We start from the raw sequence: 15,847 nt of genomic DNA on the forward strand, positions 1-15,847 counted from the left end.
ATAGCCTGCAGTCAGGTAAACAGCTTGTGCAGGTCTTTTGCGATCTTTCGGTCGTTCGACAGGCGCGGTACCTTGTTCTGCCCGCCCAGCTTGCCCAGCGACTTCATGTAGTCGATAAAAGCGCTTTTGGGCAAGGCTGTGATCTTGAGTTTTTGTAAAATATTACCGGTGATCAGATCGTCATAATAAACATTCAGCTTCCGGAGGTTATCATCCAGCGCATGTGAAAAAGCCTGCGCATCGGCAGGGAGCCGCGAGAACTCGATGAGCCATTCGTGATGCGGAAGCCCCTCGGCAGGTGTTACCTCGGGGGCTACGGTAAATTCAACGATCTCCGCTTCCGGAAATTTCTGCAGGGTGAGCTTCATGGCCTTCTCAACCTCTTCTCCGATCACGTGCTCGCCAAAGGCCGAAATGAAATGTTTGATCCTTCCCGTCACCACGATCCTGTACGGATTTCTGGAAACGAACTTGATAGTGTCGCCGATGGAATAACCCCACAGGCCGGCGTTGCTGTTAATGACAAGCGCGTAGTTTTTACCCAGCTCAACCTCTTCGATGCTGAGGCGCGTGGGATTTTCATTGAAATATTCTTCTGTAGGAATAAACTCGAAGAAGATGCCGGCGTTCAGCAACAACAACAATCCCTGCTCGCGCTGCGAATCCTGGTAGGCGATGAAACCCTCTGACGCCGGGTAGGTTTCGATGGAGTCGACCTGCTTGCCAATGGTATCGAAAAGTTTTGCACGATAAGGTTCGAAGTTCACGCCGCCGTATACGAACATGGAAAAATTCGGGAACACGTCCTTGATCTTTTTGCCTGTGCGCGCCTGGATCCTGTCAAAGTACATCTGGGCCCATGGCGGTATGCCAGAGATGAGGGTCATGTCTGTTTGCAGGGTCTCATCGATGATCTTCTCAAGCTTCTCTTCCCAGTCTTCAATGCAGTTGGTCTCATAGCTGGGTTTCTGATTCGATCGCAGGTACGCCGGCACGTGGTGGTTTACAATACCCGAAAGCCTGCCCGTTTTGATGCCTGCCTTTTCGCCAAGCTCAGGGCTGCCCGAAAGGAAGATCAGGCCGCCGTCCAGGAACGATGCGTTGCCTGTCTCGTGCACGTAACTCAATAAAGCGTTTCTGGCGCCGTTAATGTGGTTGGGTACCGACTCTTTTGTAATGGGAATGTATTTTGTGCCCGAAGTTGTGCCCGAGGTCTTGGCAAAGTATTCGGGCTTGCCGGTCCAGAGTACATCAGGCTTGCCGGAGAGCACCTGCTCTACATAGGGTTTAAGATCTTCGTAATCCCTGACGGGAACGTGTTTTTTAAAGTCTTCGTAGTGGCGGATGTCATTGAAATGATGGTCGCGGCCAAATACGGTCGACCTTCCCCTGCCGATGAGGTGCTGGAAGATCTTGTGCTGCGCAGCACCCGGGTTAAGAGACCATTTCCGGGTCTGTGAAGCAATGTATGCGGCAAAAGGTTTGGCCAGAACTGAGCGGATTCCCATAAGATTGCAAGATAATTTGAAATCAGGAATTTGAAACACAATTATAAAAGCGATGCCACGAGCCTAACCCCGGATAAACAAACGCCGTTTTATTAGCTAAATTTCGACCGATTTAAACTTTTAACCAGCCTTATTCATCTTTGAACCGCAAGTAGATAAACCATGAGAAACACCGTAAAGATCATTGTTATTGGATTTATTGCCGGTTTAACCGGAACCTTCGCAGGTTATCAGTACTTTATAAAACCATCGCTTCAGCAGCTTCAGACCGCCCCTCAGTTTGAAGGGGTTAAATTCGATTCGCCCACGCTCAACCGCTCCAGCGAAGCAATCAACAGCAGCACGCCCGGCCTTGCGCCCGTGGATTTCAGCGAAGCAGCGGCAAAAGCCACGCCCAGTGTTGTGTTTATCAACAGTATTTCAGAGGGCGTTTCAGTTTCTTACTGGGATTGGTTTTTTGGCGACGGCGGAAGCCGTCAGACCCAGGTGAGCAGCGGCTCCGGTGTGATCTTTACGGCAGACGGCTATATCGTCACCAACAACCACGTGGTGGCTTCGGCACAGCGTATAGAAGTAAATTACAATAAAAGAGTTTATCCGGCAGAGCTGATCGGTACCGATCCCAGCACCGACCTTGCCGTGATCAGGATCAATGAAACGAACCTGCCACCCGTAACCCTGGGCAACGCAAAGAATGTTCAGGTGGGTGAATGGGTGATCGCTGTCGGTAACCCGTTTACCCTCGCCTCCACAGTAACAGCAGGCATCGTGAGCGCAAAAGGAAGAAGGATCGGTATCCTCGAAGATAAATTCCCGATCGAATCGTTCATACAAACCGATGCGGCCATCAACCCCGGAAACTCGGGAGGAGCCCTCGTTAATAAAAGCGGAGAGCTGGTGGGCATCAACACCGCCATTCTTTCACGCACCGGTTCCTATACAGGATATGCTTTCGCTGTTCCTGTCGACATTGCCAAAAAAGTGTTCGAAGACCTCGTCAAGTACGGCATGGTGCAGAAGGCTGTGTTTGGCGCCAATGTGGTGGAGTATGATTATGCGAGCGCGCGCAAGTATGACCTCGACACCAACGTGAAAAATTACAACGGCGTGCTGCTGGAAAGCCTGGATAAGGACGGTCCAGCGATCGCTGCCGGTCTGAAGCTTGGCGATGTGATCACCAAAGTAAACGGTGTGACTGTCAACTCGCAGAGCGCTTTCGAAGAAGAGCTGAGCTATCATTATCCGGGCGATAAGATTTCCGTGAACTATGTACGTGACGGTAAGCCGGGCGGCACCACGGTTACCCTGGTGAACCGCAACGGTGGCACTGATGTCATTAAACGCAAGATCATCTCAGCACCCTCGCTCGGCGCGCAGCTCGAAGCAACGGAATTCGGTGTGAAGGTGTTCAAGATGGACGAAAAGAGTGTGCTGAAGCGCATCGGTGTTTCCGAGAATTTCACCATCACCCAGATCAACCGTGCGCGCATCACCGAGCCGCAAGATGTCATAGAATTCTTCGACAAATACAGGGGAGAAGGCTACCTGTTCGGCATCAACAGCTCACGCCAGCGGGTGCAGCTTCCGTTCATCATTAGGTAAATAGTAGACAATGGCACTGGGCTTGAAACCGGTATCCTGAGCGGTGAAAAGAGGGAAGGTATTGAGTGAGCGAAGGATCCCGTGATCGTTACTGCTTATCTAATACGGAGGTGCTGCTTTAAAAGTGCACTTCGTTAAGCGGGGATTCTTCGCGTCCCGCATGCCAACGCACATGCCTTGCTCAGAATATCGGTCGCTGGGGGGATTACTATTGCCTACTGCCCGATGACCATCGGGTTTGCCTACTGCCTACTGAATTAAGCTACTCTGAGTTTAAGTTTCTTCCCTAATTCATCAACCGACACTTTGAAGTTAGGATCGGTCTTCATCATGTCTTCTACTGATTCGAGGGCGTGGATCACCGTGCTGTGGTCGCGGCCGCCGAAATTTTCGCCGATGAGTGCGAGGGTGAGCTGGGTGAAGCGTTTGCAGAAATACATGGCCACCTGGCGGGGGATCACGATCTCACGTTTCTTCACTTTTCCTTTCATGGCCTCGAGATCGCATTTGAAATATTCGGCCACGGTCTTCTGAATGAAGTCAACGCTGACGTCTGACTGTATTTCTTTGATGATGTTTTTGAGCACTTCTTTGGCAAGCTCCAGGTCGATCTCCTTTTTCAGCAGTGTTGCGTGGAAGATCAGGGAGTTCAAAACTCCTTCCATGTCACGCAGGTTGGTGTCGACACTGTAAGCAAGATATTCAGAAACTTCTGTAGGGATCTGAATGCCATCAGCTTGCATCTTTCTGTTGATGATGGCAAGTTTTGTTTCGAAGTCAGGCTCCTGCAGGTCAGCGGTTAATCCCCACTTGAAACGCGAGAGCAGCCTTTCCTGGAATCCTTTCAGATCGCGCGGAGGACAGTCGCTGGTCATGATGATCTGCTTGCCCGACTGATGCAGCTGATTGAAGATGTGGAAGAACATCTCCTGTGTTTTTTCGCGGCCTGCCAGGAACTGCACATCATCAAGGATGAGCAGATCTACCTGCAGATAAAAATTCTGGAAGTCCTGAAGCTTGTGGTTCTGCAGCGCGTTCAGGAATTGGTTGGTGAAATCGTTCTGGTCAACATACAACACTACTTTGGAAGGCATGTTGTTTTTGATCTCGTTGCCAATGGCTTGCACAAGGTGTGTTTTTCCAACACCTACACCACCATAAAGCATTAAAGGGTTGAACGAAGTGACGCCCGGCTTTTTTGCTACTGCCAATCCGGCCGACCGCGCAAGACGGTTACAATCGCCTTCAACAAAATTGTCGAACGTGTATGTCGGATTCAGCCTCGAATTAACGGTTTGCGGATTGAGCGCCTTAAAAGTGAAAGGTGAATAATCGTCAGCACCAAAACCACTGTTGTTCATGTTGCTGCGCCTGTTTCCTGCACCATTGGCAGGATAGTTCACCGCAACTGGCGGAGCTTGCTTGCTTCCGCTATCAACCACAACAGAATATTCTAACCGGCCGGTAGGGCCCAGCACCGTGTGAATAGCCTTTTTTAGTACAGGAACGTAGTTGTCTTCCAGCCACTCATAAAAAAATTGCGAAGGAACCTGAATGGTAAGCACATCACCGTCAACACGTAAAGGAGCAATGGGTTTGAACCAGGTGTTGAAATTTTCTTCTTCAACGTTTTCCCGAATTACTTCAAGACAATCATTCCATACTGTGCCGCAGCTTATTTCCATTAGCTCTGAATACGTTGGGTTTTTATTACCTTCAAGTGGAAAGGGAGACAAAGATGTGAAAAAAGAGCGCATCAAAACAAGAAGTCAGGCGCTTGATTTTTAGAAAAAAAATTTGCTATGAAAATTTCATAAGTAAACGCAAACGGATGAAGAAATTGTAGCTAAAATTGAGCTGAAATAAATGAACATGCCCGAAAAATCAATTCATTCATCGTTGCGTGAAACATTTCCACGGGTAAATAAAAAAATGTGGCAAAGGGCCGCTGCTTCTGAAATAAAAGGTGAAGACCCTTTTGTGCAGCTTGCGTGGAACAGTGAGGATGATATTGCTTTTTCGCCTTATTACGATCATCACGACGTTGAGCATCTCGGATACCTGAAAAAATTTCAGCATGCCGCCAGCGTAAATTCTTATACAGGCCCGCAAAAATGGTTGTGTGTTCCACGCGTGTCTGTCAACGATGAACATCAGGCGAATAAAATTTCACTTCAACACCTGAGCAGTGGCGCCGATGGTGTTTTATTTCATATATTATCGAACACCGAAGTCACTCCGCTGCTTCATCAGATCGAATGGCCTTTCTGCTCTCTGTTCTTTCAGGCAGACAATTCCTTTTTTACAACACAGCTGCAGTCCTATATCAAACAACACACAGCGGAAGCGCACGCATTCACTGGGGCATTATTTTGGGAAACCAGTCCCAAAAAGGGTGAAGTGGATTTTTATTTTCATACAACAAAAAAAATATGTTCACTCGGAGTAGTTATTAAGCCGTCTTCTGCTGTCCTGGAAGTTGCCGATGCCCTTACACAAGGTGTCACCTTGATCGAAAAATTAAAAGGTGTAACAGATGATGAGACATTGTTCCATTCCATTGCATTTTCCCTATCGGCTGGAACAATTTTTTTCGAAACGATCGCCAAATTAAAAGCGCTTAGGTTGTTGTGGTACCAGGTGTCGCAGGTGTACCAGATCACGCGCTACCAACCTTCAGACCTTCACATCCACGTACGTGCTGGAGCATGGATCAAAAATGATTTCGAGCCGCATGGCAACATGATCGGGAGCACCACGGCAGCCATGGCCTCCGTGATGGGCGGATGCGACTCGCTCACCGTTGAGCCACAAGATGAGAACAACAGCACCATGAACCGCATTGCGCGAAATGTTTCTGCTGTGCTGAGAGAAGAATCACACCTCGACAAGGTTGCAGACCCCGTAGCCGGATCGTATGCGTCAGACATCATGGTGCATGAGATCGCTGCACGTGCCTGGGCCCAGTTTCAATCGAACATGAAATGATGCCACGCCCTGATTTTTCAAATATCGCTTTCAATCAATTTCTTCCCATACCCAGTGAAGAAAGTGGTAAGCCATGGATAAGCCCTGAGAACATCGCCGTGAAATCGTCGTATCGTCCTGAAGACGCAGCAGAGATCACGCAGTCGGAATTTTCTTCAGGCATCGCGCCATTCTTACGCGGTCCCTACGCTACCATGTACACCACCAAGCCATGGACCGTGCGCCAATATGCAGGCTTCTCTACAGCCAAAGAGTCGAATGCATTTTACAGGAGAAACCTGGCGGCGGGTCAGCGTGGCCTGTCCGTGGCGTTCGATCTGGCAACACACCGCGGTTATGACTCAGACCATCCGCGGGTGGCGGGCGACGTAGGCAAGGCTGGTGTTGCCATCGACTCGGTGCTCGATATGAAGATCCTCTTCGACCAGATCCCGCTCGATCAGATGTCGGTGTCCATGACCATGAACGGCGCGGTGATCCCGGTGATGGCGTTCTACATCGTGGCTGCCGAAGAGCAGGGCGTGAAACCCCATCAGCTCAGTGGCACCATTCAGAACGATATCCTCAAAGAGTTCATGGTGCGCAACACGTACATCTATCCTCCGGCACCGTCGATGCGCATTGTTGCCGACATCTTCAGGTACACGTCGCAGCACATGCCCAGGTTCAATTCCATCAGCATCAGCGGATACCACATGCACGAGGCAGGTGCTCCGGCACACCTGGAGCTGGCTTATACTTTGGCTGATGGATTGGAATATATCCGCACCGGTATTCAGGCTGGAATTCCCATCGATGATTTTGCGCCGCGGTTGTCTTTTTTCTGGGGCATCGGTATGAACTTCTTCATGGAGGTTGCCAAAATGCGTGCAGCCCGGTTGTTGTGGTCGAAGATCGTGCACGGGTTCAATCCACAGAAAGAAAAGTCGATGGCGTTGCGCACGCATTGTCAGACTTCTGGCTGGAGTCTCACCGAGCAGGATCCATACAACAACGTGACGCGTACCTGCATCGAAGCGCTGGCTGCCGTAATGGGCGGCACACAATCACTGCACACCAACTCGCTGGATGAAGCCATTGCGTTGCCAACAGATTTTTCTGCCAGCATTGCGCGCAACACACAACTCTTCATCGAAAAAGAGACCGGTGTTACAAAACTTGTTGATCCACTGGCAGGATCGTATTATGTTGAAAGTCTCACACAGCAGCTTGCTGAAAAAGCATGGGCGCTGATAGAAGAAGTGGAGAAGCTGGGCGGCATGACCAAAGCCATTGAAAGTGGTGTGCCGAAGATGCGCATCGAACAGGCCGCGGCCGCGAAACAGGCGCGCATCGACTCTGCCCGCGATGTGATCGTAGGTGTGAATAAATACAGAACTGAAGAGAAACCTGATTTCGAGATCCTCGAAGTAGATAACACCGCTGTTCGCAACGAGCAGATAGAACGACTCAACAGGCTCAGGGCAGAACGTAATGCTACCGATGTGGAGCAGGCGCTGCAGGCCCTGGAGCATGCCGCGGCGTCGGGCACGGGAAACTTGCTGGCCCTGGCCGTAGACGCGGCACGTAAACGGGCTACATTGGGCGAGATCTCATCGGCCATGGAAAAAGCTTTCGGCCGTTACAAGGCATCCGTCAGATCCATTTCAGGCGTATATTCGGGAGAGATGAAAAACGAAAAGGCTTTTGATGACGTGAGAGCGCTTGCCGACAGGTTCGCGACTCTTGACGGACGCAGACCTCGTATACTGGTAGCTAAAATGGGCCAGGATGGTCATGACCGCGGCGCAAAAGTGATCGCCACAAGCTTTGCAGATCTGGGCTTCGATGTAGACATCGGCCCGCTGTTTCAGACCCCTGAAGAAGTGGCCATGCAGGCCGCAGAGAACGATGTTCACATTGTAGGCGCATCGAGCCTGGCAGGCGGCCATAAAACGCTGGTACCGCAGTTAATTGAAGCCCTTAAGAAGATCGGCAGGGGAGATATTATGGTAGTGGCAGGCGGGGTAATTCCGGCGCAGGATTATGATTTTCTTTATAAGTCCGGAACATCTTTTATTTTTGGCCCTGGAACAGTGATTACTGAGGCTGCCCGTGAAATTTTAAATAAATTAATGAAGGCGTAGGCCGCCAAAAATCCGCACGACATAAGAATTTACCTTTCACAGGTTAAATGTTTCATTCAAAAAGGTAACTGTACTTTGGTTTCTACAAAAAAAAGGATCGCCATACTGGGATCCACGGGCTCTATTGGCACACAGGCGTTGGAAGTTATTGCAGCGCATGCCCATGCTTTTGAGGTGGAGGTGCTCACGGCCCAGCACAATGCAAAGCTCCTGATAGAGCAGGCGATCAGGTATCAGCCCAACGCCGTCGTTATTGGCAACGAGCAATTGTATGGCGAAGTGAAGGAGGCACTCTCGGGTCAGGATATCAAAGTGTACGCAGGAGAAAATGCGCTGGCCTCCGTGGTGCAGATGGATACCATAGACCTTGTGCTGACCGCGCTGGTGGGATATGCCGGACTGAAACCCACGATCAAAGCGATAGAAGCGGGAAAAAATATCGCCCTGGCCAACAAGGAGACCCTGGTGGTGGCCGGTGAGCTCGTCACGCAACTGGCGCGCGAAAAAGGGGTGAACATCTATCCCATCGACTCCGAGCATTCGGCTATTTTCCAGTGCATGGTGGGCGAATTCCACAACAAGATCGAAAAGATCATCCTGACGGCTTCCGGCGGCCCTTTTTTGGGCAGAAAGAAGAACGAGATCCAATCTGTAAGAAAAGAACAGGCGCTGAAACATCCCAACTGGTCAATGGGCGCGAAAATCACCATCGATTCAGCTTCTCTCATGAATAAAGGGCTGGAAGTGATCGAAGCCAAGTGGCTGTTCGGGCTCAAACCGGGCCAGGTAGAGGTAGTGGTTCACCCGCAGTCGATCATTCACTCCCTGGTGCAGTTCGAGGATGGCTCCATTAAGGCGCAACTCGGCCTTCCGGATATGCGTTTACCCATTCAGTTCGCATTAACATATCCCGACCGATATCCATCGGCCTTTCCGAGGTTCGATTTTGCGCAATATCCCACGCTAACCTTCGGAAAGCCTGATACCGAAACTTTTCGTAATCTTGCGCTGGCGTACGAGGCATTGCACCGGGGTGGAAATATGCCCTGCATCCTGAATGCCGCCAACGAAGTTGCGGTGGCCGAATTTTTGAAGGATAGGGTGGGTTTTTTGGAAATGTCTGATATTGTGGAACAATGCCTGGCCAAAATCCATTATATCAAAAGTCCTTCGTATGAAGATTATGTTAATACTGACAAGGAAACCCGGCTAAAAGCGATAGAATTAGTAAAGTAGAGAAACTCAATTTTTATTAAGATTTACAATGGATTACATGATTATGCTCGCTCAGCTCCTGCTGAGTCTTTCCTTTCTGGTAGCCGTGCATGAGCTGGGGCACCTCATTGCAGCCAAATATTTCGGCATGCGGGTAGAACAGTTTTCCATCGGTTTTCCCCCAAAAATATGGTCATTTAAAAAAGGCGAGACAGAGTACGCCATCAGTGCGATACCGCTGGGAGGGTATGTGAAGATCTCCGGTATGATCGACGAATCGCTCGATACCGAGACCATGAAACTGCCGCCGCAGCCATGGGAGTTCCGCTCGAAACCAGCCTGGCAGCGGTTGATCGTGATGCTGGGAGGTATCACTGTTAACGTAGTGGTAGGTGTGCTCATCTTCATCGGTCTCACATTCGCTTTTGGCGATACCTACTGGCTGAAGGATGAGATCAACAAGCATGGCGGATTGATGGTAGGTCCTGTGGGTGAAAGCATCGGCCTGAAAACAGGTGACAAGATCGTGAAGATCAACGGTAAGGATTTTCAATACTTCCAGGATATCATCAAACCTGAAACACTGCTGGGCTCCAACGCCTATTATACCGTTGAACGCGATGGCAAGCTCATCGACATCAACATTCCCCCCGACTTCATTCAAAAATTCAATAGGAAAGAGAACGCGATCAACTTTGTGTTCTACCGTTTCCCTTCACTGGTAGGAAGAGTTCAGAAAGAGTCAGTGGCCGATAAAGTAGGACTGCAACCTAACGACCTGGTGGTGGAGATCAACGGACAGGAGATCAAATATCACGACCAGGTTTCACCTACACTGAAGGCCTTCACCGGAGACACACTTACATTTGCCGTGATCCGTGACGGAAAGAGGATCGATTTCAAAGAATACTTCAAGGGACAGACGGCCCTTGGATTTTATGCCGGGGAATCAAAAGATTATTTGAAGGATGCGGAAGTGAGTATCAAGTACGGATTTATAGAGTCAATTCCGCTCGGTACTAAAAAGGCTTTTACAACACTCAGAACCCAGATCATCGCCTTTGGAAAAGTGATCTCGGGCGTGCTCTCACCTCAGGAGTCTTTATCGGGGCCGCTCGGCATAGCGCAGGCGTTCGGCGCGGAGTGGGACTGGGAAAGGTTCTGGCAGCTCACCGGCGTGCTTTCACTCGTGCTCGCATTTATGAACCTGCTGCCCATCCCCGCACTCGATGGTGGCCACGTGATGTTCCTCTCTTACGAGATCATCTCACGCAGAAAACCTTCTGACAAATTTCTGGAAACAGCACAGAAAGTTGGAATGGTGTTCCTGTTGGCACTGATGGTGTTCATCTTCGCCAACGATATTATCAAAGCATTCTCGTAAATAGTCCACAGTTCCACGCAAACCCTTTGAGGGCTTTTCAGAAGCAGGTGTGCTATTTATTTAGCAGGCTTTTGAATAATCCTCAAAGGGTTTTTAGTTGTAGACTGTGGACTTATTGTCTGGTGATCTCAAATTCAACCCTGCGGTTCAGCTTCCGGTCGTCGTCTGTTTGTTCCGGAACGATCGGTTTTGAGCTGCCGTAGCCGTGCGCGTTGATCCGTGCTGCATCGATCTTGAATTGATAGATCAGGTATGCTTTGATGGCGTCGGCCCGTGCTTGCGAAAGCCGCAGGTTGGAGTCTTCTTTTCCCTGTGAGTCGGTGTGGCCTGAAATGTTGATGCCGAATTTCGGGTGATCGATGAGAAAATTGGCAAGCTTGTCAAGGTCTCCGTGCATGGCGGGAAGAATGTCGGCCTTGCCATTCTCGAACTCCAGCGATTCGAAGGCGATCTTGCTTTCGATGGGTTCAGTCTCCCGGTTGATCTCCATGTCGCCATCCATAAAGAACACTTCTTCGATCCGGAAGAAATCGTCGCCCTGGATGATGAGCAGGTAATTGCGTTTGTTGATGAGCTTGAAATCGAAGGAACCGTCGGGGCGGAGGAACTTCGGCGCTACTTCAACACCATGATCCAGATCGATAACGGAGACAATGCCCTTGAAAGGTTTTTTTGTTTGCGAGTCCACCAGCGATCCCTTCAGCTGCGCGATGGCTTCAGGCTGTGCTTCCATGGGCACGGGGAACGAATGGAGATCGAGGTTCTGCACCTCTTCTTCCTCCGACCGGGCATAATACAGGTGGCTCGACTTGGAGTCGATGGTGAAATAGTATTCGCTGCCGGGGCCGTTCACCAGCGGGCCGATGTTCTTGGGCTCGCCCCACGCGCCGGCTTGCCGGTACGATTTGTAAATATCAAAGTCGCCGAAGTTCAGCGGCTGACCGTTGGAGCTGAAGTACAACACGTTGAACTTGTGATGAAAGAATGGACTCACTTCGCTGCTCCGCGTGTTAATGATGGGGCCGATGTTTTTAGCGCGCTGCCACTTGCCCGTCTTTTTTTCTTTCACGGTGTAGTAGATGTCGGACATTCCGAAGCCGCCGATCCGGTCGGAAGCGAAGAACAAGGTGTCGCCGGAGTGTGAGAGCGAGGGGTGTGAATCCCACGACGGTGAGTTGACGAGGTTGCCAAGGTTCTTCACGTTGCTCCAGGTGCTGTCAACATTCAGCTCGGCTTCAAAGATGTCGCAGTTGCCATGTGAGTCGGGAGAATTGCAGCGTGCAAAATAAAGCTTCTTTCCATCCTTGCTCAGGCACGCGGAGCCTTCGTTGTAACGGGTGTTGATGGTCTTGAAAGCACGCGCTTCATCCCACTGTTCGCCTATGCGCGTAGTGAAAAAAATATCTTCGTTGTATTGACGACCCATGCCGAAATTCTCGGAGTTGCGTTTGGAGGTGAACAGCAGGATCGAGTCGAGGTTACCGATGGTGGGACCGTAGTCTGCTTGTGGTGAATTCACCCAGGGTTCCATTTTTAGTAACACACCATGAGGCGGTTGCAGGGTGTCTATCTCCCTCCTGTAAGCCACCAGCTCATAGTATTGTTCCAGCGGCACATAATAATCCTTTTCATGGCGGGTGAGTGTATCATATTCTGCCTGCACCTTCCGGCCGTTGATGTTTTGCCGGTGATGTTTCAGCACGAGCTTGTACAACAGTACTGCTTCTCCGGGTGGACCATGTTGCTGCGATAGTGTGGCCAGTTGCCAGAGCATGGGGGTGTTGGCGGCAAAATTATCCACACCGAAGTTCTTGACGTATGCACGGATCGCCTGGTAAAGTTGCTGACTTGCCGGAGAAGAAGTTTCCAGTTGTTTGATCTTTTTCAGCCCGTCTGCGTTATGGTATAGCTTGAGTTTATTAAGATTGGGGAAGCTGAAAATGTCAGATTGGCTGTATGATGTCAGGGTATCGTTGAGCTCGAATACATCTGCTTTTTTGAAGTTCTTTTTGGTCTTTTGGGCCGGCGATAATATGCTGCTCAACAGGCAAAAAGCTATTGTAACGATGAAAAAATAGGTTTTCACTAACCTTCAGGCGATTAAAAAATAAGCCAGTTCCACTAAAGTTGCCACAATTTTCCTTCTTTTACAACTCTGCTGGCACTACTATTGTCCATTAGAAAGCATCACTTTAAGTTCCACAAGTATTACGATAACGGGTGCCAAAGTGGCATCTTTACAATAACGATGTATAAAGCACTACCTATACAACTGGTTCAGGAAGATTCGGATGACCTCATTCAGATGATCAACCCGGAGCAAGAGAGCGACCTCAAACCTGAAGACCTGCCAGAAGAACTTTCGATCCTTCCCATCAAAAATACTGTACTTTTCCCCGGTGTGGTGATACCGATCACGGTCGGTCGCCAAAAATCCATAAAGCTCGTTAAAAAGGCCTACCAGGGAAACCGTATCATCGGTGTGGTGGCCCAGAAAAATTCACAGGCCGAAGAGCCGATCGTTGATGATCTCTATCGCACGGGCACAGTGGCGCGCATCATCAAGATGCTCGTGCTGCCCGATGGAAACACCACCATCATCATCCAGGGGAAGAACCGTTTCAGCATCCGCGAATTTGTGCAGGAAGATCCTTTCCTTTCGGCAAAGATCAACCTGCTGACGGAGCCAACGCTCAATGTGAACAGCCGCGAAGCAAAAGCGCTTGTTCAATCGTTGAAAGACTCGGCCCTGAAGATCCTGAAGCTCAATCCTGAGATCCCGCAGGAAGCACAGGTGGCCCTGGACAATATTTCCAGCATGTCGTTCCTCATCCACTTCCTGTCTTCGAACCTGAATGTGGATGTCAACGATAAGCAGAAGATCCTGGAGACGCAAAACCTCATCGACCGTGGCACCCTGTTACTGCAGTTCATGCTGCGCGACATCCAGATGCTCGAGATCAAACACGAGATCCAGAAAAAAGTACACACCGACATCGATCAGCAACAACGCGATTATTTTCTGCGGCAGCAGATCAAAGTGCTGCAGGATGAATTGGGCTACGATGGTCCGGATAAAGAAGTTGAAAAGCTCCGCAAGCGCGCCGAAGGTAAAAAGTGGCCCAAGACAGTGGCCGAGCATTTTAACAAGGAGCTCGATAAGCTGTTCCGCATCAACCCGATGGCGGCAGAGTATCCGGTGGCCATGAACTACGTGGAGTTTATGCTCGACCTTCCCTGGGGAGAGCATACCGTAGATGATTTTGACCTGAAGAAGGCCAAAAAGATCCTCGACCATGATCACTTCGGACTCGAAAAAGTGAAGACCCGCATCCTGGAATATCTCGCCGTGCTCAAGCTGAAGAAGGACATGAAAGGCCCTATTCTCTGCCTGTACGGACCTCCGGGTGTTGGTAAAACTTCATTGGGTCGTTCCATCGCCAAAGCATTGCAGCGGAAATACATCCGCATGTCGCTGGGTGGTGTGCACGATGAAGCAGAGATCCGCGGTCACCGTAAAACCTATGTAGGAGCGATGCCTGGGAAAATTCTGCAGAACATCAAGAAGTCGCAGTCGTCCAACCCTGTATTTATTCTTGACGAGATCGATAAAGTGAAATCCGATTTTCGGGGCGATCCGTCTTCAGCCCTGCTGGAGGTGCTTGACCCCGAGCAGAACAATACATTCGGCGACAACTACCTCGAGGTTGACTATGACCTGTCGAAGGTGCTGTTCATCGCTACGGCAAACTCGCTCGATACCATTCACCCCGCGCTTCGCGACAGGATGGAGATCATCGAGATCACGGGTTATACCCAGGAAGAGAAGATAGAGATCGCCATGAAGCACCTCATTCCCAAGCAGCTCAAGGAGCATGGTTTGAAGTCGTCGCAGGTGAAGATCACGCGGCAGGCTGTGGCGAAGGTGATCAATAGCTACACACGTGAATCAGGGGTGCGTAACCTTGAACGCAAGCTTGGAACGCTGGTGCGGCATGTAGCCAAGGCAGTGGCCATGGAAGAAGAGTTCGACAAGACCATCACGGAAGAGAGCGTACGCAAGATCCTGGGCATCGAGATCCACGATGAGGAGCTTTACCAGGACAACGAGATCGCGGGAGTTGTCACGGGCCTTGCATGGACACAGGTGGGAGGCGAGATCCTGTTTGTTGAATCGAGCCTGAGCAAGGGAAAGGGATCGTTAACAATTTCCGGTCAGTTGGGTGACGTCATGAAAGAATCTGCTATGGCGGCCTTGTCTTACCTGAAGTTCAACGCCGAAGCACTGGGCATAGACCATCGCATCTTTCAGCAGTACGATCTGCACATCCACGTGCCGGCAGGCGCCGTTCCCAAAGATGGCCCCTCGGCAGGTATCACCATGTTCACGTCGCTGGCCTCCATCTTCACACAACGCAAGGTAAAGTCGAAGCTCGCCATGACCGGTGAGATCACCCTGCGTGGTAAAGTATTGCCGGTGGGAGGTATCAAGGAGAAGATCCTTGCGGCCAAACGCAGCGGCATCAAAGAGATCGTGCTCAGTTCAAAGAATAGAAGAGACATAGAGGAGATTGAAAAACATTACCTGAAAGGGCTCACATTTTATTATGTAGACACCGTTGACGATGTTTTAAAAGTCGCGCTGCTGAAAGAGAAAGTAAAGCAGCCTATGACGTTTTCGTTGACGGAGTCCAGGTTGCAGCCTCAATACAATAACTAAGCGCAGTGTTATCGGGTCTCATCAAAAGAATGATCGGTCATGCGGTTCCTTGCTAGGCGAGCACATGGCATACTCATCCTGCTCGGGTGTGTTTCTTTTTCTGCAGAGGCCCAGGTAGGAGGAAAGCATTCATTTGAGTTTCTGGAGGTGCCTCCGGCGGCGAGGCTTTCGGCGCTGGGCGGTGTGAACGTTTCACTGGCCGATCGTGATGTGGGCTTTTTTGCCGGTAATCCTGCGCTCGCGGGCGACACCTTAAGCGGCACGGCTGTTGTCAATTATCAGTTTTATGCAGGCGATATAGGGC

General features: G+C 50.2%; 9 protein-coding genes and 1 pseudogene. 7 read left to right on the forward strand and 3 right to left on the reverse strand.

The features are described from left to right. Positions 1–11: 11 nt before the first annotated feature. Complete coding sequence (locus KK083_RS27325) at positions 12–1,508, reverse strand: GH3 auxin-responsive promoter family protein (protein ID WP_254169320.1); 1,497 nt, start codon at positions 1,506–1,508, stop codon at positions 12–14. 162 nt (positions 1,509–1,670) lie between these two features. On the opposite strand from KK083_RS27325, the gene KK083_RS27330 reads away from it, so the two are divergent. After that, positions 1,671–3,110 carry a S1C family serine protease gene (locus tag KK083_RS27330; RefSeq protein ID WP_254169321.1) on the forward strand — a complete coding sequence of 480 codons (1,440 nt, stop codon included), beginning with the start codon at positions 1,671–1,673 and terminating at the stop codon, positions 3,108–3,110. Between the two features lie 257 nt (positions 3,111–3,367). Here KK083_RS27330 and dnaA read toward each other — a convergent pair whose 3' ends face one another. Then, the gene (gene dnaA / locus KK083_RS27335) at positions 3,368–4,795 is read right to left on the reverse strand and encodes a chromosomal replication initiator protein DnaA (RefSeq protein WP_254169322.1); all 1,428 of its coding nucleotides are present in this window, start codon (positions 4,793–4,795) and stop codon (positions 3,368–3,370) included. 187 nt (positions 4,796–4,982) lie between these two features. On the opposite strand from dnaA, the gene KK083_RS27340 reads away from it, so the two are divergent. The 4 genes from KK083_RS27340 (at position 4,983) to rseP (ending at position 10,823) form a co-directional block, all read left to right on the forward strand. Continuing rightward, positions 4,983–6,098, forward strand: coding sequence for a methylmalonyl-CoA mutase family protein (locus KK083_RS27340; protein ID WP_254169323.1), 1,116 nt, complete (start codon positions 4,983–4,985; stop codon positions 6,096–6,098). Further along, positions 6,095–8,224, forward strand: a complete 2,130-nt coding sequence (gene scpA / locus KK083_RS27345; RefSeq protein ID WP_254169324.1) for a methylmalonyl-CoA mutase — start codon at positions 6,095–6,097, stop codon at positions 8,222–8,224. Before KK083_RS27340 ends, scpA begins: the two co-directional genes overlap by 4 nt. 75 nt (positions 8,225–8,299) lie before the next feature. Beyond that, a complete protein-coding gene (locus tag KK083_RS27350; protein ID WP_254169325.1) occupies positions 8,300–9,460 on the forward strand; it encodes a 1-deoxy-D-xylulose-5-phosphate reductoisomerase in 1,161 nt (386 codons plus the stop codon). A 28-nt stretch (positions 9,461–9,488) separates the two neighbouring features. Further along, positions 9,489–10,823, forward strand: coding sequence for an RIP metalloprotease RseP (gene rseP, locus KK083_RS27355; RefSeq protein WP_254169326.1), 1,335 nt, complete (start codon positions 9,489–9,491; stop codon positions 10,821–10,823). Between the two features lie 112 nt (positions 10,824–10,935). Here the strand turns inward: rseP and KK083_RS27360 are convergent, their stop codons facing one another. Beyond that, positions 10,936–12,909 (reverse strand): OmpA family protein, encoded by a 1,974-nt coding sequence (locus KK083_RS27360; protein WP_254169327.1) that lies wholly within the window; start codon positions 12,907–12,909, stop codon positions 10,936–10,938. 162 nt (positions 12,910–13,071) lie between these two features. Here KK083_RS27360 and lon point away from each other — a divergent pair, with 162 nt between their 5' ends. Continuing rightward, the gene (gene lon / locus KK083_RS27365; protein ID WP_254169328.1) at positions 13,072–15,543 is read left to right on the forward strand and encodes an endopeptidase La; all 2,472 of its coding nucleotides are present in this window, start codon (positions 13,072–13,074) and stop codon (positions 15,541–15,543) included. Between the two features lie 39 nt (positions 15,544–15,582). Further along, a pseudogene (locus tag KK083_RS27370) lies at positions 15,583–15,847 on the forward strand (hypothetical protein); the annotation flags it as partial.

This window comes from Chryseosolibacter histidinae, from assembly GCF_018598225.1.
Classification (GTDB): domain Bacteria; phylum Bacteroidota; class Bacteroidia; order Cytophagales; family Cyclobacteriaceae; genus Chryseosolibacter; species Chryseosolibacter histidini.